Below are 23599 nucleotides of genomic sequence, written 5' to 3' on the forward strand. Positions count from 1 at the left end.
AGATTCCGGATGCTCGCTACGACTCACAACGATACATATTGGGCTGTCATTATAAACGAGAACACTCTGGTCCCCGACCCCAACATAGTACGTGTGGCACGAAACCCCTCGCTACCTGCATTTTCGCTGGTCAGGGGCTAAATGACGATCCGTCGGGGTGCGCCGCCGTGCGCTGATGTGCGTGGTTGTTGCCGTCACTACTGCCGTCAGAGGTCTAGACCAATACGAAAGAGCGGATCGTAACGCCGCCTATCCATCGGCTGACATCCGAACTACTGTGGATGTCATGACTACAGCCTACGAGGACGTGCCCTTCAGTGAGCTGCTCCACCATCCAGCCGCGACCGCGCGTCGGCTCGACTCCGTCCGCGCGCTGCGGCTGCGCAGACGCGACGCGGGAGACCTGGCCCTGATGCGCGTCGACCAGATGGAGCAAGACGCCACCGTCGTGGACTTCACCTCCCGCTTGCTCACCGGGCTGGTACGGACCGAGAACATCGGCGCCCTGCGCGAAGCGCTGCCCGAAGCCCTCCCGTGGAGCACCTTCCTGCCCGCCGAGGACATCGACACCCTGCTCACCGAGTTGGTCGACACGGCGCGCGGCGCGGTCGCCCTGGACAACCTCTCCCCGATCGCGCTTCTGCTCGCCCAGTGGCGGCACAGTGCCGAGGTCTACGCGGACCCCGCCCTGTACGCGTTGCTGACCCGCGAGCCCGAGGGCGACCTCGGGCCCGTCCCCGCACCTGGGGCGGCGGAGTGAGCCCGAAGCGCGGAGACCGGGCCGCGCCGCCCCCGACCGGCGACGAGTACGACCTCCGGTTCGCCAACACTGAGGCCGCCGACGGCTGGGAACACCTGAGCCGCCAGGCACCGGGCAACCTGCGCCGCGCCTTCGAGCGGATCCGCGCCACACCACGCGCCGCCGACAACCCCGAACGCCAGCACCGACTCAAGGGCAAACTCGGCACCACCACCTACAAGGGGCAAACCCTGGAACGCTGGCAGTACGAAGTCACCGGCGGCGGACGCATCTGGTATCTGCTCGACGACGCCAACCGCACCGCCTGGATCACCTACGCCGGCACCGGCCACCCCAAGGCCACGGACTGACAGACTCACGGACGACTACCCGGCCCGCCCCACCCAGCACGCACGACCCGCCCTCGGGCCAGCCCTTGTCCCGTTGGATAGCCCCTTGGGATATTCAACGGGACAACTTGCTCTGCCAGGAGCCCGATTCCGGTCAGCCCGGCAACCTGGCCGGTTGCCGCTCCCGCCGCCCGGGCACCCACCGACCGCAGCCCCGGCCGCCGGCCGAAGTGCTGCGCGATCGGCCAGTGCTGCCACAGGCTCCTCGCGCCGCGGACCGTCGAATACGTCCGCTCCGTGCTCGTCTCCGCGCTCGCCCACGCGGTGCGGGAGGACGAGGTGCCGCGCAACGTCGCCAAGAACGCGCCCATCGGGCCGATCCGCACGATGCGGTTCGAACCGTTCACCACCACCGAAGCCCGCGCCTTCCTCTGTTCGCCCGGCCCGAAGGGAACCTCACCCATGCCCAGCGCATGGAGATCCTGGCCAGGGCGACGGCACAACTCAACCCGGCCGACCCGGTGGTGACCAGATGGCTGGTGGTCACCACCTCGGTCGGCGCCGTCCCGCACCGGGGGAAGCCCCATGAACTGGTGGACGATGCCGTGCTGCGGCGCATCGACGGAATGGTCCGACGCGGGCCGGGGGACGTCAGCGTGTGCCGGAGGTACGGGCGGCAAGCAGGAGGTCTGCGTTCCGGCCACCACGGTGACCGTCCGATGGGACATCCTGGGTGTGTGCCCGGCCCTGACTCTGACCGCGGACGGCACGGAACTGGGCTCCGCGTTCGTCCATGGCGGTGCCCTGTTCACCGGCGGCCTGCCCGGTCCGGCACTGCGCGAACTGGTCAACGACACCAAGGGCCCCGGTCTGGCTCCGCTGTGCTACCTGGCTCCGTCTCCCAAAGGGGGCTACCGCGCCTACGCGCAGATCCGGTTCCACGAGCAGGACGCGTGCTTCCTGCGCACCACCAAGCACCCGGTCGGGCACGGGCCGGTGGAGGACTTGCGCTGGCTGGACCCCGTCCTGGCCGCACACACCGCATCAGCCGTGCGGTTGAACAACCACCAGCGCTGGTTCCGCACGCACTTCGCCGGAACCGAGCTGGAGTACAAGTACAACCTGCCCCCGGGAACGAACATCTGGGCGGAGGCCCGGAACTTCCTCCACACCCTGTACCGCGGCGAGCTGGAGGGCTGCCGGGCCGAGTACCGCGAGGAGTTCCAGGCGTACACAGTCGAGAACCACCTCTTCGAAGTCACCGGACCCGAGTCCGAGCGCGGCTATGCCTCGTTCATGGGGAAGGCCGACGGCGGCTACCTCCTCAAACGCAAGTGGTTCACCAAGGACACCTTCGCGCGCCGTGAGGAGTTCTTCGACGAACTCCCGGTCACCACGGGCGGCTTCGGAACATATCTGCGTTCAGAGCTCGGGCTTCAGGTGCGGGCCCTGCCGCCGTTTCGGCGCGTCAGCTTGGGGTGTACCTGAGCAGCCGGGGTCTGGCCTCGGGGCACACGTTCTACTCCAAGCTGAGCTTTCTGCGTGACGCCATCGCCGTCCGGCCTGACCTCACTCCGGCGCCATGATCCAGCACGGAGACAGCAGAGTCGCGCCGGGTTGCCGCCAAGCTGGCCGATCCCACCCGGTCCAAACTTGCCACCGCCTATCGCCAGATCTTCAACAACGCAGGGTTTGTTCTGTGGTGACCACCCAGGGCCCGGCAAACACTCGATTGGTCGAGCGTGCGTTCGATCTCGCCGCGCCGCCTGCGCGACTCCGTACGCTCTGCCGGACCCCGCTCCACACCGCAGATCATGAGCACTTCCCGCCCCTGACAAGGCCCCGCCACCACCCGTGGAGGACCGTCCATGCGTGCTCGAACTCCCGCTGAACGATACCCAGTTACGCCTGCGCATCGTCCGACTTCCGCCTCCGTTCAGCCCTCCACGACAGGCCCCGGGGGATCCGGCGGACCGTCGCCCGCCCGTACTCGCGCACGCCGCGCGATGACGCACGGCGGAGGTGCGCGATGACGTCCTCCGGCACCTCCTCCCGCTCCGGCTCACCGGCCGACCCTGCCCCGGACAAGAGCGGCCCCGACGTACCCGGACCACGATCGGCCGCACACGAGAACTCCGGCAGCCCGACCGGCGGGACGACGGAGGAGACGGACGAGCACGCCTTAGCCGTGGACGACGACTACACCTACGTCTCCACCAGCAAGGGCGCCCACGCCGCCGTGGCGGCGATGACGACCCGGGCCATGGCAGCGCGGCTGCCGGGCCTGGTCCGTAAGGCACTTCACCTGGCCTGGGAGTGTGACCGGCGTGTCCTGGTCGCCCTGCTGGTCTGCCAGGTCCTGTCCGGCGTCCTTCAGGCGGCGGGGCTGCTGGCCACCTCCGCGACGATTACCGCCGTGATCGCGTCGGGTGACGTCGGCGACCGTCTGCGGGAGGCCTCGCCCGCCCTGGCGGGCCTGGCCGCGGCGGTCGGGGCCAGGGCGGTGCTGGGGGTCGCCGTCCAGTACTTCTCCCACCGGTTGACCCCGCTGATCACCCGCAAGGCCGAGGCCCTGCTCCTGGAGGCCACCACCAGGGCTGAACTGGCGGCGTACGACCACGCCACGTTCAAACACGCCTACTCCGCCGCCGACCGGGGCGTGCACCAGATGGGCAGCCTGCTGCCGCAGTCACAGAACATCCTGGCCGCTTTCGCGTCCCTGACCGCCTCCGCCTCGGTGATCACCTACCTGCACCAGCTCCTTTTGCCTCTTCTTCTGCTGGGCGCTGTACCTCGCGGGGTGGCAGCGGTGCGGGTGGCGCGGATCGAGTATCAGAGCACCGTCACCACCCAGCAGGAACAGACGATCCTGTCGGTCCTGCGCTGGCATCTGACCGAGAAGTGGCACGCCAGCCAGCTGCGGTCAGGCACCCTGGCCCCGCACCTGCTCGACCGCCACCGGCGCGTCGCCGGCCGGGTCCAGGACGTCAACCAGAAGGCCGCCTGGCGGCAGGCGAAGGTGTCGGTCATCGGGGCGCTGGCCGGCGGCGTCGCGGCCGGTGTGGTGTGGGCCGCGGTCCTGTGGCTGTTCGCGTCCGGGCGGATGAACGCGGCGGCGGCCGGAACAGCCGTGATCGCCCTGACTACCGTCAGCACCTCCCTCGGGGGAATCGTCACCGCCGGAACGCAGGTGTACGCCATCGGCCAGTACATGGAGGACTGGGACAGGTTCCTCGACCGGGCGGGCGGGCACCGCATGTCCCTCCGCCGGGGAAACACCGTCATCGACCCGCCAAGGGTATTTCGCGCCGAGAACGTCCGGTACTCCTACGCCGGAGACGGACAGGACGGCAAGGCCGCCACCGTCGCACTGCACGGCGTGGACCTGGACGTGTCCACCGGAAAGATCGTCGCGCTGGTGGGAGAGAACGGCTCGGGAAAGTCGACGCTGGCCAATCTGCTGGCCGGCCTCTACCTGCCCGACGACGGCACCGTCACCTGGGACGGGCACGACACCCGCGACCTGGATCCGGACGAAGCGTTCCGGAACGTCGCCTATCTCACCCAGGACGTGGTGCGCTGGCCGCTGCCGATGCACGAGAACATCACCTTGTGCCAGGAACGGCCCGACCATGAAGAAGCCCTGGCGTACGCGCTGCGGGCATCCGGCTCGGACGAAGTCGCCGACTCGCTGCCGCGGGGGTTGCGCACCTTACTGACACAGGAGTTCATCGGTGGCACGATGCTGTCCGGCGGTCAGTTCCAGCGCGTGAATCTGGGGCGTGTCTTCTACCGTGACAGCCCGCTCCTGGTGCTTGATGAGCCCACGAGTGCGCTCGATCCGCGTGCTGAGCACCGGATTTTCGCGATGCTCCGCGAGCACGCCGCAAACCGGGCCGTCGTTCTGGTCACGCACCGGCTGACGAACATCACCTTCGCCGACGAGATCGTGGTCCTGGACAAGGGCCGTGTCATCCAGCGCGGCACATTCAAAGAACTCCTGGCCCAGACCGACGGCCTGTTCTGCGAGCTCTGGAAACTTCAGTCCGAACGCTAGTGGTGGTTTGTTAAACCGGGCAGTAGAGATCAAGGGGACGGCCTGCGCCGACGGCGGTGATCAGGGTTTGGAGTTCAGGTGGCGGTGGTGCGTCGCTCCAGGATCGCCAGCAGCGTTGGAGGGCGGTCCAGGGGCCGAGCCGGGCCCGGACGGCGCGGATCGCCTTGGGCCGGCTGGCCGGATGGGGCTGGTGAAGTCTGCCCGGTCCTCCTCTCAGCCGGTCCCGCCGATATGGCGGCCGGCGGGACTTCGGGGACCACACAGGGCTCCCGGTCCGGAGGTTGAGCGAACCAGGTGTCCCAGCAGAACGAGAAGGCACGGGTGACCAGGGTCTGGTGGCGGTGGATGGCGGTGTCGGAGCGGACCTGGAAGTCGGCCCGTCCGAGTTCATCCTTGACCTGCTTGTAGCTCTGCTCGATCCAGTGCCGGATGCCGTAGATCCGGACGACTTCGTGCAGGTCTGCACCGGGTTCGGGGCTTTGGGCCTCGCGGGGGCTGCCGGGGCGGGGCAGGTCGGCGGCCAGGTACCAGGTGGGCTGCGCGGGCAGCGTGGCCGGCCTCCAACGCTGTCGGCGATCCTGGAGCGTTGGAGGGCGGTCGAGGGGCCGAGCCCTGATCACCGCCGTCAGCAACCGAACCGGATACTCCCCCAGCCGGGCCAGCTCGTACCCCGTACTGCGACCCAGCCCCAGGCCGGCGTTGGCCGTGTTCAGGTCAACGGCGGCAGGCAGAGCCAGAAGCTCGTCGATCGTCAACGCCCACACTCCACGCCCCAACAATGGTTCGACCATGAAGACCTCCAGATGCCAGATGATGCCGATACGGCCCAACTAGATGTACCAGTCGGTTACGGTCGAACCGAATCAACATCTAAGGTTCGACTATGGAACCTGATACGTGGTCGAAGGCTTTCACCACCCGGCTTGGCAAAACGATCCAGGACGCACGCAAGGCCGCGGGCCTGACCCTGGCCGCCGTCGCCGACGGCTGCGTGAACCGCGGCCTGGCCGACTTCTCCCTCCAGTCCCTGAAAAACCTGGAGGGCGGGCGCAAGGCAGTCCTGCCGGTATCGGACCTCGTTGTCCTAGCCGACGTACTCGGCGTCCCGCCCGTTGTGCTCGTCTTCCCCCTCGGCTCCTCCGCCACCGTGGAAGTCCTGCCCGGACGCGAGGTCTCCACCTGGGACGCCGTGGCCTGGTTCACCGGGGAGACCGCCCGGATGGAGCCCGCCCCCCAGGGCAGCGCACTCGACGTCCTGGACACCTTCCGCACCCACGGCGACCTGGTGGCCGCCACCACCGCCTCGACCTCCCTGGCCAAGGACCGCCGGCGCGCGGCCACCACCACCCTGGACCGGGACCGCAGAGCCGAACTCCTCAAACGCGCCGAAGCCTACGAGGAGAGCGCCTTCGAGGACTACGCGGACCTGCGGGCCTTCCGCTCCGCCATGCGTGAACGGACCCTGGTGCCCCCGGCCCTTCCCGCCGACCTCACGTTCATCGACCAGCCCGAACCCGAGGATCTGGAGTGAAAGGCTCGACGTCCCGCCGTTGCGGCTGTCGTAACCCCGCCACCGGCGGGAAGTGGGGCAAGTCCTGCCCCAGCTCAAACGCAAAAACCACGGCCAATGGTCGCTCCGCCAGGAACTCCCGGCCGACTCCGCAGGCAATCGCCGCTCTTTCCGCCGTTCCGGCTACGACTCCGCGCTCAAAGCCCAAGCCGACCTGGACCACATACGCACGCTGCTCGGCCTCCCAGACGAAGACGACGCCGAGGGCCGGGACCAGGTCGCCACGCTGCTCGAACAGGTGAACCAGGATAAAACTCCGCTACCGACCCTTGAGGACGTTCAGCGGAAGCTCACAATGGGCCTCTCCCTCACGGGCACACCGGAGGCGGCGGACACGAAAACGCCCCGCGGGCCGAAGGCCATACGGGGCGAGAACGTGCAGGCCAGCGGCAGTTTTGCCGAAGCTGCTGAGAGTAGGGCGCGTGGGACTCGAACCCACAACCCGCGGATTAAAAGTCCGCTGCTCTGCCAGTTGAGCTAGCACCCCAGGCAGCCGCACGACCGTAGTCGACGCGATGCCAGGGTGCAGCTTACCTGCAACAACCGGCAGGTGCGCGAAAGTATCCATCCGGAGCGCCGCGCGCGCCATCGGATCAGCACAGCGCAGTTGTCCGGGACTGTCCGAGCTGCGCCCACGACATCAGGTTACTGTCGAGTAGCACACGTGCCCGAAATCTCCTGAACCAGGGAGCAGGGCCTGGACGAGTAAGTGGGAGGCGGTCCGGTGAGCGGATTCGCAGAGGCGACAGCAGTAACCCCGCAGACGGCCGACGGGCAGGTCTACGACGTACACCTGGACCCGTCCTGGACGATCGCGGGCAAGCCGAACGGCGGCTACCTGCTGGCCGTCCTCGGCAGGGCCGCCATCGCGGGCGCACAGGCCGCCGGTGCCGCACACAGGCACCCACTGGCGTCGTCGGCGACGTACATCACATCGCCCGAGACCGGACCGGCCGAGGTCCACGTGGAGGTCCTGCGCAGCGGCCGCAGCGTCAGCCAGGTCAGGGCACGGCTCGTGCAGGACGGTTCAGTCCGTACGGAGGGCACCTTCACCCTGGGCGTCCTCCAGGACGGTGCCGACGCCTGGTGGGGCGACAACCCGCCGGCTCCCATTCCGACCCCGGACCAGTGTGTCCGCATCCCGGGTGTCGACCCGGTCACCGGCGGCCCGCTCGCGTTGATGGACGAAATCGAGCTGGACATGGACCCGGCAGGGCTCGGCTTCGCGATGGGCGCGCCGGGCGGCACCGGCAGCTTCACCGCGCACCTGCGCTTCCGCCACGGCCACCAGGTCGACCCGGTGTCCCTGCTGTTCGTCGCGGACGCGCTCCCGCCGGTCACCTTGGACCTCGGCCTGGGCGCGTGGGTGCCGACCCTCGAACTGACCGTGTACGTAAGGGCCGTGCCCGCCCCCGGCGACCTGACAGTACGTCAGCACGCCCGGCATATCGGCGACGGACTCATGGACGAGGTCTGCGAAGTCTGGGACAGCCGCGGCCGCCTGGTCGCCCAGGCGACCCAACTGGCCGCACCGCGCCTGCCGGACCGCGCCGCAGTCGGTCGTGCCACCCAGGAAGCCAACGCCTGACCGTGGGTCGCTGAGCGCCGGGGTCCACCACCCGGCATTCCTCAACCAACAAAAAGACTTTGGTACGGGATGCAGCGAAGGGGCGGACCGGAGAGATCTCCGGTCCGCCCCTTCGGCGTGCTACTTCAGCACGCTACTCGCTGTTCAGCTTCAGCGGTTCCAGCGCGGCTTGCGGTCAGCCCCGCCGGTCGCCGGACGGCCGCCACTGTGGCCGCCGGTCGAACGGTCGCCCGTGGGACGGTCGGTGCGCGGGCGGTCGTTGAACGGACGGTCGCCCGAGGGGCGGTCCGTACGCGGGCGGTCGTTGAACGGACGGTCACCGGCGGGGCGGTCCGTACGCGGACGGTCGTTGAACGGACGGTCACCCGACGGGCGGTCCGTACGCGGACGGTCGTTGAACGCCGGGCGGTCGGTGCGCGGGCGGTCGTGACCGCGGTCGCCGCCGAACGAGCGGCCTGCGGCCGGGCGGTCGCCGTACGACGGACGGTCGCCACGGGGGCGGTCGTTGAACGGACGGTCACCCGACGGGCGGTCCGTACGCGGACGCTCGTTGAACGGACGGTCACCGGCGGGGCGGTCCGTACGCGGACGCTCGTTGAACGGACGGTCACCCGTGGGGCGGCCGCCGGACGGGCGGTCGCCGTACGAGGAACGGCCGGCGGACGACGGACGGGCGCCGCGCGGACCGTCACCGTACGAAGAGCGGCCACCGGCGAACGGACGGTCGCTCGACGGGCGGTCGGTGCGCGGGCGGTCGCCGCCACCGAACGAGCGGCCGCCGGACGGGCGGTCGCCGTACGAGGAACGGCCACCGGACGACGGACGGTCGCCACCGCGGAAGCCACCCTCACGGCGGTCACCGCCACGGAAGCCGCCTTCGCGACGGTCGTCGCGGTCGTTGGCCACCGGGGCCGGGTCGGGCTCGTTCTTGGCGCGCTCGGCCAGCTCGACGGCCTGACGGCGGAGCTCGGAAGCCTTCGCCTTCAGCTCGATGATGCGGCCGGCCAGACGCTCGGCTTCCTTCTCCGCGGCGTCGGCCTCGTCGGAGACCGACTGGGCGCGGACCTCGGAGAGCGTGCGGGCACCGGTGACGCGCTGCAGCTCCGGGTCGTTGGTGCCGTTGACCTTGACCATCTCGGCGTCGACACCGGCGGCGTCCATCAGGCGCTCGATGGTGCGGCGCTGGTGCGGCAGGGCCAGCGTGACGACGGCACCGGCCTCACCGGCACGGGCCGTACGGCCGGCGCGGTGCAGGTAGTCCTTGGAGTCTGCGGCCGGGTCCACGTGCAGGACCAGGTCGATGCCGTCGACGTGGATGCCGCGGGCGGCGACGTCGGTGGCGACCAGGACGGGCGTGCGCCCCTCCTTGAACTCCGCCAGCGTGCGGGTGCGGGCACCCTGCGTCATGCCACCGTGCAGCGCTTCGGCGCGGACGCCGTCGAGACGCAGCTGCTCGGCGACGCGGTCGGCGCCGAACTTGGTGCGGACGAAGATGATCGTGCGGCCGCGGCGGGCCGCGATGGCCGTGGTGATCGGTGCCTTGAACTTCGGCTGGACGATGAGCACGTGGTGCGTCATCGACGTGTTCGCCGCGGAGTGCGGGTCCACCGAGTGTGTGACCGGGTTGTTCAGGTACTTGCGGACGAGACCGTCGACGCCCTTGTCCAGGGTGGCGGAGAACAGCATGCGCTGGCCGCCCACCGGGATGAGGTCGAGCAGGGCGGAAACCTCGGGGAGGAAGCCCATGTCGGCCATCTGGTCGGCTTCGTCGAGGATCGCGATCTGGATGTCGTCGAGCTTCGCGGCACCGCGGTCGACCAGGTCCTGCAGGCGGCCGGGGGTGGCGACGAGGATCTCGACGCCGCGCTCCAGCGCGAAGATCTGGTTGGACATCGGCATACCGCCGGTGACCGCCTTCAGGCGCAGTCCGAGGACGTTGCCGTACGGCTCCAGGGCGTCGTGCACCTGCTGGGCGAGCTCGCGGGTCGGCGTGAGGATCAGCGCCAGCGGGCGGTTGCGCTTGGCCTTCTTGCCGGCCAGCTGCGTGATCATCGGGAGACCGAAGCCGAGGGTCTTGCCGGAACCCGTACGGCCACGGCCGAGGATGTCCTTGCCGGCGAGCGCGTCGGGCATCGTCGCGGCCTGGATCGGGAACGCGTGCTTGACGCCACGCCGTTCGAGCGCGGCCACGATCTCAGCGGGGACGCCGAGCTGGTCGAACGTCGGGCCGAGGTCGGCTGCTTCAGCCTCGTCGTCCGCCCCGTCCGCGTTCTCGTCGTCTTCTTCGTCCGCGAACTCGTCGACGCCCTCTTCGGCATCGTCCAGTTCGTCTTCGCCGTTGAGGCTGACGTCGACGTCGACGTCAGCCTCAACGGCGACGACAACGGCGTCGTCTTCGATCACGGCGACGGTCTCAGCGACCTCGTCGGCCGCGTCAGGCTCGTCAGCCTCGACAACGACGGGCTCCATGACCACGTCGGTGTCAGTTTTTTCTACGCTCTTGGTCGTCTCAACGACGTCCTCAGCCTCAATGGGCATGGGCGTAGCAATGTCAGGGGTACTGCTGGGCATGCGGAACCTTCCGAAAGACGGCACGTTGCCGGGGTCCGCAGCCACTGTGTAATCGCCAAACGGTGTGGATCCTCTTTACCCGGGATCCCGCTTATCCGTGCGATCGGAACGACCAACCTGCGGAGCACTAGAACGAGCCTGTGGGCGCAGCTTCTCGTGCGGCGCCTGATGTATGGACGTGCGTCAGCCCACCAGCCTACCGGATCATTTGTCGCATCGGCTCCGGAGTCCTGCCACACTCACCCTGAGCTGGCCTTTTGGCCTACTGAGTCAGGTCAAGCGGGTCACTCCGTGCGCTGCGGTCCGGTCCGGGTGTACTCGACGCGAATCCGTGGGTCATCCCTCACAACAACCAGTCGGGGGTCGGACATTCCCGGCCGCACGGCGAGCAGCAGAAGTCGCCCGTCCGTCTGCCGAAGAAGCCGCATCCCGGTGTAGCGGAACCGGTAACCGGGACCAACTGCCGGACCACCCGCCTGACCACCCGCCGCGCCTGCCGCCGCGCCTGCCGCTGGACCTGCCGCGACCGCCCCGGCACCGACCGGCTGGACGGTGACCCCCTGCTCGGGGCCGAGCTTCAAGTCCTCCGTCGCGTAGAGCTCCACCGCGGCCCGCGACTCCGGGTTGTGGATAGTCACCGCCGCTTCCATCCGGCCGAGGGATCCGGCGTACGCGCTGAACGTCCACACCGTGCACAGGAGCAGCACCACCGACGTCAGCACCGTCGTGGGCGACCACGGCCGGACGCGCGGCGCACCGGGCCGCCGGTGCGAAGCGATCTGCCGGCCGAGCAGCACTCCGTACGCCGTGACCAGGACACCGGCGGTCAGCCCCAGCGGCAGCAGCAGAGTCCACCACTGCGGCCAGCGCCCCGGCCAGCGGCAGGCCACCGCCCAGACGCCGAGCGGCACCAGCACGCAGGCACCGCGCAGCAGCCAGCAGACGAACCAGGCGAGGCGGCGGTGGCGACGCAGGGTGAGAAGCAGACGCGGGTGGATGAACCGGCCGACGAGCAGCAGGCCGGCGGCACTGAGCACCGGCACGTACAGGGCGTCCACGCTCCGCAGCAGATAGTCGCCGGTAGACCGGCCCAGGACTCCGGCGTCGACGCCGAGTCCGGCGGCGAGTTCGGTGTCACGCACCCAGCCGAACCAGTACAGGAGTGCGGCGGTCACCAGCAACCCCAGGGCCGCGGCGAGGGTGCCGGCCGCCACGGTGCGCCCTGGCCTGGTTTCCTGCGCCTGCCCGGCCTGCCGGTCCGTCAGTTTTGTTGCGGGGCGGCCGTTTCCGTCGCCGACAGAGGCTGGGGCCGCATGGCTGAAGCGGCGTCGACGCGGCTGGTCGCCACCGAGGATCCGTTGCCTGCGCCGGAGTCCGAGTTGACGGAGCATCGACTCAGATTGGGGAAAATGCCGATCGAGGATCGAGTACGGGTTTTCAAGTTCGACCGGCGCCGGAGGCTGGCACTGCGGCTGGGACTGCGGCTGCGGCTGCGGCTGGGACTGCGGCTGCGGCTGCGGCTGGAACTGCGCTTCGTACCGCGCTTCGTAAGCCGGCTCGTACGGCGACTGCGGTGGTGGTGCCGGGAAAGTCGGCTCGTCGAGACCGTTGTTCTGCTCGATCACGTGCGCTTCGCGTTCGGGCTTGTTCTTCCCGTACGACCTCATGGGCAGGATCACGCGCACCCCCGGTGGAATCTGAACCACTGTTCGGACCCGTCGGGTCCTGGAGGTTCGTCCCCATCCGGTTGCCGGTCTGAAAAGCTTTTCACTCGTACGGAGGAGGGCGCACGCAAGCCCGGCACGGGAGCGCGCCGCCCGCCACGCGCTCCGGGGCCGGCGGTCCGCCGAAACCCCGTCTGCGCCCGCCCGCCCGACCTGCCGGCCGGGCCGGGTCGGGTCGGGTCGGGTCGGATCAGCCGTAGCCCAGTTCGTGCAGCCGGTCGTCGTTGATGCCGAAATGGTGGGCGATCTCGTGGACCACCGTGATTTCGACCTCTTCGACCACGTGGTCGTACGTCTCGCTGATCCGCAGGATCGGGTTGCGGTAGATGGTGATCCGGTCGGGCAGCACCCCCGCGTACCAGTCACCGCGCTCGGTCAGGGGGATGCCTTCGTAGAGCCCGAGCAACTCCGACTCCCCCTTGGCCGACTCGTCCTCGACGAAGACCGCCACGTTGTCCATGAGCCTGGTCAGCTCCGGCGGGATCCGGTCCAGGGCTTCGGCCACCAGTTCTTCGAACTCGTCCCGCGTCATCTCCAGCACGCCCCCATTGTGCGCCGGGCACGCCCGCCCCGGAGGTGGCCGTCGGCCCCGCACGCCGCGCCGATAAACCATTTTGGCGTTCAGGAGCAGGAGCCCGTATAGTTCATGTCGTTCCCGACGGCAGTTCGACGCCGGACGGCCACACTAGCCCTCATCGTCTAGCGGCCCAGGACGCTGCCCTTTCAAGGCGGTAGCACGGGTTCGAATCCCGTTGGGGGTACGGCTGAACGAAGCCGCACGGAAGTGCGGTAGAGTGAGGCAACACAAGCGCGAAGCATGTAAGTGCTGGCGCAGAATATAGTGTGCAAGGTCCTGTGGAGCAGTTTGGAGTGCTCGTCACCCTGTCAAGGTGAAGGCCGCGGGTTCAAATCCCGTCAGGACCGCGCAAAGTAGGCTAGGCCGTCGAGAGGCGGCCTTCCTTGCAAGGCCAGGTAGCTCAGTTGGTACGAGCGTCCGACTGAAAATCGGAAGGTCGGCGGTTCGACCCCGCCCCTGGCCACCAGCTCCCGAGCAGCACCGACGCCCCAGATGATCACCTCATCAGGGGCGTTTTTGTGTTTCCCGGCGAAACGTCCGCCCCGCGCGGGACTTCCCCCGGATTCCGCCACCTCCCCTGCATGGTTGCCACCTGGGCCGATAGCGTCCTAAGCGCGTCGCTGTTACAAGACGCTGCCGGGTGGGAAGCAGGAACCAGGGGAGGGCGCCACGTGTCGGGGGAGTCTCTAAAACAGGTCGTGCCAGGGCCACCCAGGCCGGCCCGGCCACTGCGGTCCACCGCAGTCGCAGCCTCCATCACCATCGCGCTCGCCGCGACGCTCACCGGCTGTGGCAGCAGTGGCAAGAAGAACCAGTCCGGGACCGCCGAAGTCTGCGCCGACATGAAGACCGGGCAGCGGGCTTCTGACTCCTCCTGCATCGTGCCGATTCCCGCGAGTGCCTTCGCCTGGTACTACACACCGCATAAGTGCGGCCAGACCTTGCCGAACACCCTGTCGACCGCCAATAGACAGCCGGTGGCCGCCGGTTCGTTCAACAAGCCCAGAAAGGGCAAGGTCCTGCGGGGCGGATTCGGCCAGTGCACGTCCAAGAGCTCAAGCTGACGGGCGGACGCCGGACTGCTCCAGGCCAGATCCGGAAGCAGCCGGCGCCGCCCCGGAAGGTGGAACACCGCCGTGCGACGCATACCCATCGAACCGCGTCCGGACTGGCTGCCGCTGGTGGAGTCCCAGGGGTTGCTGTACGCAGTGTGGAAGGACGACACGGGCGCGACGGTGCCGTACTGGCACGAAGCCGCGTACTACGAACTGACGCTCCCTGAGGTCAATCACCTAGAATCGGTGGTCGAGGAGCTCCACACGATGTGTGTGACCGCGGCCCGGCACGTCATCGCCGTCGGCGACCTCAGCGCGTTCGGGCTACCCGAGGAGGCCCGGGATTACCTCCGGCTGACGTTGGACGAGGAGCACCCGAGCGTCTACGGCCGCTTCGACGTGGTCTGGGGTGGCGAGGGCACCGGTGAGGTGAAACTCCTCGAGTACAACGCGGACACCCCGACCGCCGTCATCGAGGCGTCCCTGGTTCAGTGGTACTGGCTGCAGGACCGCTTCCCGGACCGCGACCAGTGGAACAGCCTGCACGAACGACTGGTCCGCGCGTGGGCGAAGACCAAGCCGTACCTCCGCTCCGAGACGTTGTACTTCGCGCACATCGGCGGGACGGACGAGGAAGAGGAGTGGATGACCGCGGCGTATCTGCGGGACACCGCCGCCGAGGCCGGGCTGACCACCGTCGGGCTTGAGGTCAAGGACATCGGCTGGGATCCCGACCGGTTGCGCTTCGTCGACTTGGACGACCACGGGATCGACACGGTGTTCATGCTGTACCCGTGGGAGGACATGCTCGTCGAGCCGTTCGGCAGGCACATCCTGGATCACCCCCGCGCCTGTCTGTTCGTGGAGCCGGCCTGGAAGGCGATCCTGTCGAACAAGGCGCTCCTCGCGGTGCTGTGGGAGCTCTACCCCGGGCATCCGAACCTGCTGCCCGCCTACCTGGACTCCCCCCGCGACATGACGTCGTACGTGGCCAAGCCACTGCACGGCCGGGAGGGCGACGCTGTACGCGTCGTCACCCCGGAGGGTGTGCACGAGCAGGATTCCGTGCACTACGGGGCTGAGGGGTTCTGCTTCCAGGAGTACGTACCGCTGCCCGATTTCGACGGGAACCTGGCGGTGCTCGGCACCTGGGTGGTGGACGGCGCCGCGGCCGGGCTGGGCATCCGCGAATCGGACGGCCTGGTGACCGATGACCACGCGCGCTCCCTTCCCCACCTTGTGGACACTCCCGCGCCCACCGACGAACAGCGCCGGGTCTGGCTCGAGGAGGGTTAGCGGGTTTCTCAGACCGCTGGACTGGTCTGGACCTGCCACACCGACCTATCGGGCCGAAAGACGCAAAAGCCCCAGATAGCCAGCATTTCGGATATCCGATCAAGGGAAGCCGTTCCGCGACTGCGGGCGGCTTCCCTTTTTGGATCACTTTCCGTAATACAGCCGAACTGTTGGACGGGCCTCGGAGTGGCGCTGAGGCAGCCACGAGGAGACGACTTCCGGGATCATTGGAGATCGCAGAAGAGATCCACATAATGCCCATTTTGTGACGCAGGTCACTGGGCTATTTGAGAATGGTTTTCATCAATCCGGAAATCGACCGCACATTGTATGTGATATTTTACTACCGTCGGGAGTCCGGCCCGAACTTGATCAGTCCGGCTGCGACCGGGAATCGCCGCCACCGCTCCCCCGCAGCCGTCGACGAGTCTTCAGCGGGCCCCCGCCGGGCTGTCGCGGGGCGGCACCGGGCCCCGTAGATCCTCCTCGTTCGCGGAGTCCGTCCAGGCACGCAGAAAGACTCCACCCCTGGATCCGGCGGGATCCAGGGGTGGAGTCTTAAAAATGTCCCGAGACGACTGATGCAGGCTCAGGCCTCGGTGCGCTGAGCGGGAATCCCGGCCAGCAGAGCCCGGACCTCCGCCTCGCGGTAGCGGCGGTGGCCGCCGAGCGTGCGGATAGATGTGAGCTTTCCAGCCTTCGCCCAGCGGGTGACGGTCTTCGGGTCGACACGGAACATCGTGGCAACCTCAGCCGGCGTCAGCAGGGGCTCGGCATCAGGCGTGCGAGCGGTCATGAGCGGCCTCCTCGGCAGAACCGAACCAACGCGGTTCTTTCTTCAAATTCTGCACCTTGACCCCCGATGTCCGAAATGCCTCACGGGGACCAAGTCGGTTATAGGACGAACGGCTTGTCCTTCACAGTACAAGTACACCATCCACCGCTCCTGGTTGGTCAAACCGCCGGAATTGCCATCTGAACTCTCATCCGGCACCTTCCCGAAGGACCAGGCATAGCGGACAGTCACTCACCTGTGACTGCGCGTCACTCGCGACCGGTCGACCCGGCATGCACGCTGAGTAACTTTCACCCCATCGAGTTACAAGGAGAGGCTCTCAGCACGCCACCTGCGTCGAACGGCCGACTGGACCGCTTTGTCCGTTTCAGCATAGACCAAACCATTCGCCTCCGTATGTAACCCTCATCACAAATGCCCTGACAAAACGGACAAATAGCTACAAAACTAAGGTCCTTACGCGAGCCAGTAGGGCCAAAAGTCCCTTGTGTTGCAGCTTGCGACTATTTGGCATGGCCTGTCGCGTGCCGGAATGCGCACGGAGGTGATACGGGTTCAGCGGAGGCTCTAGCCCCACAGAAGCCTGTCGGGAACCCCTGGCGGCGCTCAAACCCCTCCCGCAGCCCCCTGTCAGGGGCTGCGGCCGTCCGGCGCAGTCGGATGGCCTCTCCGGCGCTCCGCGGGCTCCTGCCACGCGCCTTCAGCTGGCGTGCTCCAGCGCCCGCACAGGACGCCACCACTCGCTGATCCGGCGGTACGCCTCCGAGGCGCGCAAGCCGTCACCCGCACCCAGGGCGGTGAGGCCCTCCGCCACATCCCCGGCGGTCCGCTCAGCGGCCAGGTCCTCGTACGGGATCAGCCCGACCAGGCCGCCGAAGTCGAGTTCGACCAGGGACTGGGGGTGGAACTCCTCAAGCCACCGGCCGACCGCCTCAAGGGAGTCGATCAGCCGCCCCTCCTCCAGGGTCTCCCGCAGTGTCCGCAGGGCCCGCGCCGTCCGCCGCCGCGCTTCCACCATCGGCGTCCGGTAGTAGAGCTCAGCCGTCCCGGCCGCCCGCTTACCTGTCTCCCCTGGCGCGTTCCCCGGCTCCTGCCCAGGGGCGTCCGAGCCGGGCGCACCGGGACTGTCCACGTCATCCCCGGCGCGCGGCGGGACGAGGATCCGCTCCTCGTGCCCGAACAGCACGAACCAGTGCATCGGGATGTGCCACAGGCTGGTGTGGATGTGCGGCACGTTCCGCCCGTGCCCCGACTGCCGGTGATCGGCCCGCCACCGCTCCGCGTCCGCGTCTGCCTGGTCGAGGACAAGGCGCGGCCAGAACGCGTCCAGGACCAGTGCCGGATACCCCGCCCGCAGGTCGGCGAGGGCTCCCCAACTGCGTAGTCGCATCTGAGCCGGGCAGACCAGCGTGCGGCCGTCCCGGATCTGGACGTACGCCTCGTCGCTCTCCCTGGCCGGTGCCGGCAGCGCGGGCGTGGCCAGCAGGCCACCCAGGGCCTGCCGCCGCTCGCGCACTGCGGCCCGGGCCGGAGTCCACTGTGGGTCGAGAGTCGCGGCGTAATCCGTCCACCGCGCGCGCTCAGGCTCGTCGAACGCGTCCAGCGGCTCATACACCCGCAGGTGTGCCGCATAAGGGGCCATCACCGTAGTCCGCACACCGTTGAGGCTATCGCCGCGACGACCCGCCGGAGCTGTGACCGCCGAAGCCGGGCCGCAACACCGGGAACACAACAGCGCAGACGCAGTCATGTGACCCGGGCCACCCCAGCGCCCCTGACGAGTCATAGGCTGATCCCGAACGGTCTGCACACACCCCGTCGCGGATCGGGATCATGGAGTCACCACAGTGACCGGCAGCATGGAAGGCAGCATCACTATGAGCGAGTCGACGACGGTCGGCCCCGTGTTCGGGCGCGGTCCCGCACACGAACAGGTGGTCTTCTGCAACGACCCCGCGAGCGGACTGCGCGCGATCATCGCGCTCCACTCGACGGCCTTGGGCCCCGGCCTGGGCGGTACGCGCTTCTATCCGTACTCAAGCGAGGACGCGGCGATCGCCGACGTCCTGAACCTGTCGCGCGGCATGTCCTACAAGAACGCGCTGGCCGGGCTCGACCACGGCGGCGGCAAAGCCGTGATCATCGGCGACCCGCGCCCGGTGGAACAGGGCGGCGACAAGTCCGAGGCGCTCCTGCGCGCCTTCGGCCGTTTCGTGCAGTCTCTCAACGGGCGCTACTTCACGGCCTGCGACGTAGGCACCTACGTCGAGGACATGGACGTGGTCGCCCGTGAGTCGAAGTTCGTCACCGGCCGCTCCCCCGAGAACGGTGGAGCCGGCGACTCCTCGGTGCTGACCGCGTACGGCGTCTTCGAAGGCATGCGGGCCGCCGCACAGCACCTGTGGGGCGTGCCCTCGCTCGCCGGGCGCCGGGTCGGCGTGGCCGGCGTCGGCAAGGTCGGCCGCTACCTTGTCGCACACCTTGTCGAAGACGGTGCCTCTGTTGTCATCACGGACGTGAACGAGCAGGCGGTCGACCGGATCCGCACCGTACATCCCGAAGTGACCGTCGCCACAGACGCTGACGAGATCGTCCGGATGTCGGACCTCGACGTGTACGCCCCGTGCGCGCTCGGCGGAGCCCTCAACGACGACACCGTGGCGGCGCTGAGCGCGAAGGCGGTGTGCGGTGCGGCCAACAACCAGCTAGCCCACGCCGGCATCGAGAAGCTGCTCGCCGAGCGCGGCGTGCTCTACGCCCCGGACTACCTGGTGAACTCCGGCGGGGTCATCCAGGTAGCCGATGAGCTGCACGGATTCGACTTCAACCGGGCCAAGCGCAAGGCGTCGGGCATCTTCGCGACCACCTCCCGGATCTTCGCCCTGGCCGACGAGGAGGGCGTTCCCCCCGCCGTCGCAGCCGACCGGCTCGCCGAGCGGCGGATGGCCGAAGTAGGCCGTCTGCGGCAAATCCACCTGAGCGGCTGAGTCAAACCGCCCGTCGCACTCAACATCGCCCGCACGACACGGTAAGGTCAAGGTAGGCAAAGGACCTTAGATCAGGCCCCTGACCAGCCGGAACAGTTGAACCGGGTGGGGGTCCGAACCCTGGTGTCACCCAGGCGACGTACCGTCGGGCAGCGGAAGCAGGTACCGTTGTTGCCCTACGGTCGGTTCTCGCGTTTTGGGTGAACCGTCCAAAAATCATGAACGCGTGTCAAGACCCGGGGCCCATGAGCCCCGTCGTTGAGGGGGTCGAGCCATGGGGCGCGGCCGGGCCAAGGCCAAGCAGACAAAGGTCGCCCGCCAGCTGAAGTACAGCAGCGGCGGGACAGACCTCAACCGTCTGGCTGAAGAGCTGGGCGTGCCGTCGACGGAGCTGCCAATTGGCGAGCCTCCGACTGACGACACGTATGAAGACGAGCTCGACGATCCTTACGCGGCGTATGCGGATTATTACAACGACGCGGGCGACGACGAGGAGAGCGGCAGCGGCCAGAACGGCCGTCGCTGATCGAATCATCGCCGTTCCGGCGCTGTCTGATCCGTGCATGCCACGTCAGGGAAGCCAGAAACGGTAGGCAGCACCAGTAGGTCCGGGACCAAGCCACGGTCCCGGGCCTAGCTGTGCTTGTGCCGGGCTCCAAGCTCCGGCGTCTTCCTCACTCCCCCAGACTCCGTCCGGGAGGTGCCCCCTCCGTCGCTGCGCTCCGGGGCTGTTCGGCGCCGGAGCGTCGCCCGGTCAAACCGCGCCCTCCGTCTGAAGCCGGGCTCCAAGCTCCGGCGTCTTCCTCACATCCCCGTCGCTGCGCTCCGGGGCTGTTCGGCGCCGGAGCGTCGCCCGGTCAAACCGCGCCCTCCGGGCGCGCTCGGGACGCTTCGCGCCCTTGCCCGGTGGTGGTGTCGCTCGGGACGCTTCGCGCCCTTGCCCGGTGGTGGTGTCGCTCGGGACGCTTCGCGCCCTCGCTGTGCTGATGCTGCTGGGACTCTGCGCGCCCGTCGCCTCGTGGTGGATTCGACTGTGGGCGGGCCCGGTCCCGGACCCGCCCACAGGTGCGTCCGGATCAGGCTGGGTGGTCGCCCGCCAGCAGGGCGGTGCCGGTGCCCGCCGTGATCGTGCCCAGGGTCCAGGACGGCAGGCCCCGGCCGTTGAGTAGCGTGAGCGCCTTGTCCGCGTCCGCCGCGGCGACCACGGCCACCATGCCGACGCCCATGTTGAGCGTCTTCTCGATCTCCAGCTGAGTGATCGAGCCGAGCTGCCGCACGAGGCCGAACACCGGGGACGGCGTCCAAGTGGTGCGGTCCAGTTTCGCGTCCAGGTGCGGCGGGAGCACGCGTCCCAGGTTGGCCGCCAGGCCGCCGCCGGTCACGTGCGAGAACGCGTGTACGTCCGTCTGCCTGGCCAGTTCGAGGCAGTCCAGGGAGTAGATCCGGGTCGGCTCGAGAAGCTCCTCACCCAGCGTGCGGCCGAGCTCCGGCACCTGTCGGCCGAGGTCCCAGCCGGCCATCGTGAAGAACACGTGGCGGGCCAGCGAGTAGCCGTTGGAGTGCAGACCCGAGGCGGCCATGGCGATGACCACGTCGCCCTCCCGCACTTTGTCCGCGCCGAGCAGCTTGTCGGCCTCGACCACGCCGGTGCCGGCTCCGGCCACGTCGTACTCGTCCGGCTTCAGCAGGCCCGGGTGCTCCGCGGTCTCGCCGCCGACAAGCGCGCAGCCGGCCAGGACGCAGCCCTCGGCGATGCCCTTGACGATCGCCGCGACCCGCTCGGGCACGACCTTGCCGGTGGCGATGTAGTCGGTCATGAACAACGGCTCGGCACCGCAGACGACCAGGTCGTCCACAACCATGCCGACCAGGTCGTGGCCGATGGTGTCGTGCTTGTCCATGCGCTGCGCGATGGCGACCTTCGTGCCGACGCCGTCGGTGGCCGTGGCGAGGAGCGGACGCTTGTACGTGGCGAGCTTCGAGGCGTCGAACAGACCGGCGAACCCGCCGATGCCGCCGACCACCTCGGGACGGGTGGCCTTGCCGACCCACGTCTTCATCAGCTCGACGGCGCGGTCGCCCGCCTCGATGTCCACGCCTGCGGCGGCGTAGGTGGCAGTGCTCGGCTGGTCGTTCATCGGTGGTGCGGCCCTTCCGGGTCAGGTGGGGAGGAACTACCCCGCTGCGGAAGCCCGGTCAGGGCCCCCGCAGCGGCAAGGCGGCAAAGCAGGCTTACGGACGCCGCAGCGCGTCTTCCGCGCCGCCCCCGCCGAGCAGGGACTGCACGCCGTCCGCGTCCGTACGCACCGACTGCTCAAGACCTTCGAGCAGGTGCTTGCCAAGGCGCGCGGAGTCGGGCAGCTCGATCGGGTATTCCCCGTCGAAGCAGGCCCGGCACAGCTTGTCCTTGGGGATCTCGGTGGCTTCCACCATCTGGTCGATGGAGATGTAGGCCAGCGAGTCGGCCCCGAGGGACTTGGCGATCTCGTCGACCGAGAGGCCGTTGGCGATCAGCTCCGCGCGGGTGGCGAAGTCGATGCCGAAGAAGCACGGCCACTTCACCGGCGGCGAGCTGATCCGGATGTGCACCTCGGCCGCGCCGGCCTCACGCAGCATCCGCACCAGGGCGCGTTGGGTGTTGCCGCGCACGATCGAGTCGTCCACGACCACCAAACGCTTGCCGCGGATGACCTCGCGCAGCGGGTTCAGCTTGAGCCGGATGCCCAGCTGCCGGATCGTCTGGGACGGCTGGATGAAGGTCCGGCCGACGTACGAGTTCTTGACCAGGCCCTGCCCGAACGGGATGCCGCTCTCCTCGGCGTAACCGATGGCGGCGGGCGTCCCGGATTCCGGCGTGGGCATGACCAAGTCGGCCTCGGCAGGGGCCTCCCTCGCCAGGCGGCGGCCCATCTCGACGCGCGCCGCGTGCACGCCGCGGCCCGCGATCGTGGTGTCGGGGCGGGCGAGGTAGACGTACTCGAACACGCAGCCCTTGGGCTTGGCCTCGGCGAAGCGCTCGCTCCGCAGCCCGTGCTCGTCGACCGCGATGATCTCGCCGGGCTCGATCTCCCGGATGAAGGACGCGCCGACGATGTCCAGGGCGGCGGTCTCGGAGGCCACCACCCAGCCGCGCTCCAGACGGCCGAGGACCAGCGGGCGGATGCCCTGCGGGTCACGGGCCGCGTACAGCGTCGTCTCGTCCATGAAGACGAGCGAGAAGGCGCCCTTGACCTTGGGCAGGATCTGCATCGCCGATTCCTGCAGCGACAGGTCCGGCTGACCGGCCAGAAGCGCCGTCAGCAGGTCGGTGTCGTTGGTCGCCGCGATCTTCGCTTGGTACGGGTACGGATCGCCGCCCTTGGGCTTGTCCAGCTCGGCGACCATGCGGGAGAGCTCACCGGTGTTGGTGAGATTGCCGTTGTGGCCGAGCGCAAGGCTGCCGGTCGCCGTCGCCCGGAACGTGGGCTGGGCGTTCTCCCACACCGATGATCCGGTGGTGGAGTAGCGGGCATGGCCGACGGCCATATGGCCGGGCAGCGACTTCAGAGTGGCCTCGTCGAAGACCTGGGAAACGAGCCCCATGTCCTTGAAGACCAGGATCTGCGAGCCGTTGCTCACTGCGATTCCGGCGGATTCTGTTCCGCGGTGTTGCAGCGCGTAAAGGCCGAAATAGGTGAGTTTGGAGACCTCTTCGCCGGGGGCCCAAACGCCGAAGACGCCGCAGGCGTCCTGCGGGCCCTTTTCGCCGGGGAAGAGATCGTGGTTGAGGAGTCCATCGCCACGAGGCACAGGGCCGAGTCTACGGCAGGGGCCGGGCGAGTCCGTTTCGCCCCTGTGGGGGATGAATCACCGGTGGTTGGAAGCGGGTCCGGCATCCCGCTCACCCCGGGCCGAGGAGCACTGCGGCCAGCGTGCCGAGCAGCATGGGCGGGCCGAAGGGGATCTGGGTCTTGCGGTCGGCCCGGCCCAGGACGAGCAGGGTCACCGCGACGGCCGCGCCGATGAGGAAGCCCGCGAAGACACCCGCGACAAACTGCCACCAGCCGAGCCATGCCAGGTGCAGACCGAGCACGCCGGACAGTTTCACATCGCCGAGACCCAGACCGGCGGGGTTGGCCAGGCACAGGATGAAATAGAGGGCCAGTGCCGCGACCGCGCCGAGCAGCGCGCGCAGGAACGTCGGGAAACCGGCCCCGGCAAGTGCCGCGCCGCCCAGCCCGGCCAGCCCGCAGACGTAAAGCGTGCCGACGATCGGATCGGGCAGCCGCTTCACCTTCAGGTCGATGGCG

General features: G+C 68.6%; 18 protein-coding genes, 4 tRNA genes and 2 pseudogenes. 14 read left to right on the forward strand and 10 right to left on the reverse strand.

All coding sequences use genetic code 11. The features are described 5' to 3' along the window. Positions 1-286 precede the first annotated feature (286 nt). From AC0Z36_RS26920 to AC0Z36_RS26940, 5 genes and pseudogenes are all read left to right on the forward strand, one after another. Positions 287-760: a hypothetical protein gene (locus AC0Z36_RS26920; protein WP_485465665.1), complete on the forward strand. Its 474-nt coding sequence runs from the start codon at positions 287-289 to the stop codon at positions 758-760. Then, positions 757-1110 (forward strand): hypothetical protein, encoded by a 354-nt coding sequence (locus AC0Z36_RS26925; RefSeq protein WP_485465666.1) that lies wholly within the window; start codon positions 757-759, stop codon positions 1108-1110. The genes AC0Z36_RS26920 and AC0Z36_RS26925 overlap by 4 nt, the downstream gene beginning before the upstream one ends. A 201-nt stretch (positions 1111-1311) precedes the next feature. Then, a pseudogene (locus tag AC0Z36_RS26930) lies at positions 1312-1521 on the forward strand (site-specific integrase); the annotation flags it as partial. 153 nt (positions 1522-1674) lie between these two features. Beyond that, positions 1675-2577: a hypothetical protein gene (locus AC0Z36_RS26935; protein ID WP_485465667.1), complete on the forward strand. Its 903-nt coding sequence runs from the start codon at positions 1675-1677 to the stop codon at positions 2575-2577. Between the two features lie 541 nt (positions 2578-3118). Next, positions 3119-5146 carry an ATP-binding cassette domain-containing protein gene (locus tag AC0Z36_RS26940; RefSeq protein ID WP_485465668.1) on the forward strand — a complete coding sequence of 676 codons (2028 nt, stop codon included), beginning with the start codon at positions 3119-3121 and terminating at the stop codon, positions 5144-5146. A 74-nt stretch (positions 5147-5220) separates the two neighbouring features. Here AC0Z36_RS26940 and AC0Z36_RS26945 read toward each other — a convergent pair. Next, positions 5221-5703 (reverse strand): annotated as a pseudogene (locus AC0Z36_RS26945) (IS701 family transposase); the annotation flags it as partial. Between the two features lie 326 nt (positions 5704-6029). Here AC0Z36_RS26945 and AC0Z36_RS26950 point away from each other — a divergent pair. After that, positions 6030-6677, forward strand: coding sequence for a helix-turn-helix domain-containing protein (locus AC0Z36_RS26950; RefSeq protein WP_485465669.1), 648 nt, complete (start codon positions 6030-6032; stop codon positions 6675-6677). Positions 6678-7130: 453 nt separating this feature from the next. On the opposite strand, the gene AC0Z36_RS26955 is transcribed toward AC0Z36_RS26950, so the two are convergent. Continuing rightward, positions 7131-7203: transfer RNA gene (locus AC0Z36_RS26955), tRNA-Lys, on the reverse strand. 237 nt (positions 7204-7440) lie between these two features. Here AC0Z36_RS26955 and AC0Z36_RS26960 point away from each other — a divergent pair. Beyond that, a complete protein-coding gene (locus tag AC0Z36_RS26960; protein ID WP_485465670.1) occupies positions 7441-8304 on the forward strand; it encodes a thioesterase family protein in 864 nt (287 codons plus the stop codon). Between the two features lie 150 nt (positions 8305-8454). Here the strand turns inward: AC0Z36_RS26960 and AC0Z36_RS26965 are convergent, their stop codons facing one another. The 3 genes from AC0Z36_RS26965 to AC0Z36_RS26975 all read right to left on the reverse strand — a co-directional run bounded on the left by AC0Z36_RS26965 (position 8455) and on the right by AC0Z36_RS26975 (position 13131). Next, on the reverse strand, positions 8455-10842 hold the full coding sequence (locus AC0Z36_RS26965; RefSeq protein ID WP_485465671.1) for a DEAD/DEAH box helicase: 2388 nt from the start codon (positions 10840-10842) through the stop codon (positions 8455-8457). A 317-nt stretch (positions 10843-11159) separates the two neighbouring features. Continuing rightward, positions 11160-12554, reverse strand: coding sequence for a hypothetical protein (locus tag AC0Z36_RS26970; RefSeq protein ID WP_485465672.1), 1395 nt, complete (start codon positions 12552-12554; stop codon positions 11160-11162). A gap of 235 nt (positions 12555-12789) precedes the next feature. Beyond that, a complete protein-coding gene (locus tag AC0Z36_RS26975; protein WP_485465680.1) occupies positions 12790-13131 on the reverse strand; it encodes a metallopeptidase family protein in 342 nt (113 codons plus the stop codon). A 156-nt stretch (positions 13132-13287) separates the two neighbouring features. On the opposite strand from AC0Z36_RS26975, the gene AC0Z36_RS26980 reads away from it, so the two are divergent. From AC0Z36_RS26980 to AC0Z36_RS27000, 5 genes are all read left to right on the forward strand, one after another. Then, positions 13288-13360: transfer RNA gene (locus tag AC0Z36_RS26980), tRNA-Glu, on the forward strand. Between the two features lie 88 nt (positions 13361-13448). Then, positions 13449-13523 (forward strand) — tRNA-Asp (locus AC0Z36_RS26985). Between the two features lie 42 nt (positions 13524-13565). Beyond that, positions 13566-13642: transfer RNA gene (locus AC0Z36_RS26990), tRNA-Phe, on the forward strand. A 205-nt stretch (positions 13643-13847) separates the two neighbouring features. After that, complete coding sequence (locus tag AC0Z36_RS26995; protein ID WP_485465673.1) at positions 13848-14240, forward strand: hypothetical protein; 393 nt, start codon at positions 13848-13850, stop codon at positions 14238-14240. 72 nt (positions 14241-14312) lie between these two features. Further along, positions 14313-15527 carry a glutathionylspermidine synthase family protein gene (locus tag AC0Z36_RS27000; RefSeq protein ID WP_485465674.1) on the forward strand — a complete coding sequence of 405 codons (1215 nt, stop codon included), beginning with the start codon at positions 14313-14315 and terminating at the stop codon, positions 15525-15527. 589 nt (positions 15528-16116) lie between these two features. On the opposite strand, the gene bldC is transcribed toward AC0Z36_RS27000, so the two are convergent. Together bldC and AC0Z36_RS27010 are read right to left on the reverse strand one after the other, a co-directional pair. After that, a complete protein-coding gene (bldC, locus tag AC0Z36_RS27005; RefSeq protein ID WP_014137253.1) occupies positions 16117-16323 on the reverse strand; it encodes a developmental transcriptional regulator BldC in 207 nt (68 codons plus the stop codon). A 700-nt stretch (positions 16324-17023) separates the two neighbouring features. Next, the gene (locus tag AC0Z36_RS27010; RefSeq protein WP_485465675.1) at positions 17024-17980 is read right to left on the reverse strand and encodes a DUF8083 family protein; all 957 of its coding nucleotides are present in this window, start codon (positions 17978-17980) and stop codon (positions 17024-17026) included. Positions 17981-18200: 220 nt separating this feature from the next. Between AC0Z36_RS27010 and AC0Z36_RS27015 the strand changes: the two genes are divergently transcribed. Both AC0Z36_RS27015 and AC0Z36_RS27020 read left to right on the forward strand, forming a co-directional pair. Beyond that, positions 18201-19310, forward strand: coding sequence for a Leu/Phe/Val dehydrogenase (locus AC0Z36_RS27015; RefSeq protein WP_485465681.1), 1110 nt, complete (start codon positions 18201-18203; stop codon positions 19308-19310). Between the two features lie 274 nt (positions 19311-19584). After that, the gene (locus AC0Z36_RS27020; RefSeq protein WP_485465676.1) at positions 19585-19836 is read left to right on the forward strand and encodes a DUF3073 domain-containing protein; all 252 of its coding nucleotides are present in this window, start codon (positions 19585-19587) and stop codon (positions 19834-19836) included. 550 nt (positions 19837-20386) lie between these two features. On the opposite strand, the gene purM is transcribed toward AC0Z36_RS27020, so the two are convergent. The 3 genes from purM to AC0Z36_RS27035 form a co-directional block, all read right to left on the reverse strand. Next, positions 20387-21448, reverse strand: coding sequence for a phosphoribosylformylglycinamidine cyclo-ligase (purM, locus tag AC0Z36_RS27025; protein ID WP_485465677.1), 1062 nt, complete (start codon positions 21446-21448; stop codon positions 20387-20389). Positions 21449-21542: 94 nt separating this feature from the next. After that, entirely contained in the window at positions 21543-23099 is a 1557-nt protein-coding gene (gene purF, locus AC0Z36_RS27030) for an amidophosphoribosyltransferase (protein WP_485465678.1), read from the reverse strand. Positions 23100-23190: 91 nt separating this feature from the next. Then, positions 23191-23599: prepilin peptidase (locus AC0Z36_RS27035; protein ID WP_485465679.1), on the reverse strand; the 409-nt coding region annotated here is incomplete at its 5' end.

The organism is Kitasatospora sp. UYEF31, assembly GCF_057291755.1.

What these genes read in the sequence shown, in the direction of transcription:
- bldC (WP_014137253.1), bottom strand. Translation starts at nt 16,323, where the DNA reads ATGACCGCTCGCACGCCTGATGCCGAGCCCCTGCTGACGCCGGCTGAG.
- AC0Z36_RS27015 (WP_485465681.1), top strand. Translation starts at nt 18,201, where the DNA reads ATGAGCGAGTCGACGACGGTCGGCCCCGTGTTCGGGCGCGGTCCCGCA.
- AC0Z36_RS26940 (WP_485465668.1), top strand. Translation starts at nt 3,119, where the DNA reads ATGACGTCCTCCGGCACCTCCTCCCGCTCCGGCTCACCGGCCGACCCT.
- AC0Z36_RS26965 (WP_485465671.1), bottom strand. Translation starts at nt 10,842, where the DNA reads ATGCCCATTGAGGCTGAGGACGTCGTTGAGACGACCAAGAGCGTAGAA.
- AC0Z36_RS26935 (WP_485465667.1), top strand. Translation starts at nt 1,675, where the DNA reads ATGAACTGGTGGACGATGCCGTGCTGCGGCGCATCGACGGAATGGTCC.
- purM (WP_485465677.1), bottom strand. Translation starts at nt 21,448, where the DNA reads ATGAACGACCAGCCGAGCACTGCCACCTACGCCGCCGCAGGCGTGGAC.
- AC0Z36_RS26950 (WP_485465669.1), top strand. Translation starts at nt 6,030, where the DNA reads ATGGAACCTGATACGTGGTCGAAGGCTTTCACCACCCGGCTTGGCAAA.
- AC0Z36_RS26975 (WP_485465680.1), bottom strand. Translation starts at nt 13,131, where the DNA reads ATGACGCGGGACGAGTTCGAAGAACTGGTGGCCGAAGCCCTGGACCGG.
- AC0Z36_RS26920 (WP_485465665.1), top strand. Translation starts at nt 287, where the DNA reads ATGACTACAGCCTACGAGGACGTGCCCTTCAGTGAGCTGCTCCACCAT.
- AC0Z36_RS27020 (WP_485465676.1), top strand. Translation starts at nt 19,585, where the DNA reads ATGGGGCGCGGCCGGGCCAAGGCCAAGCAGACAAAGGTCGCCCGCCAG.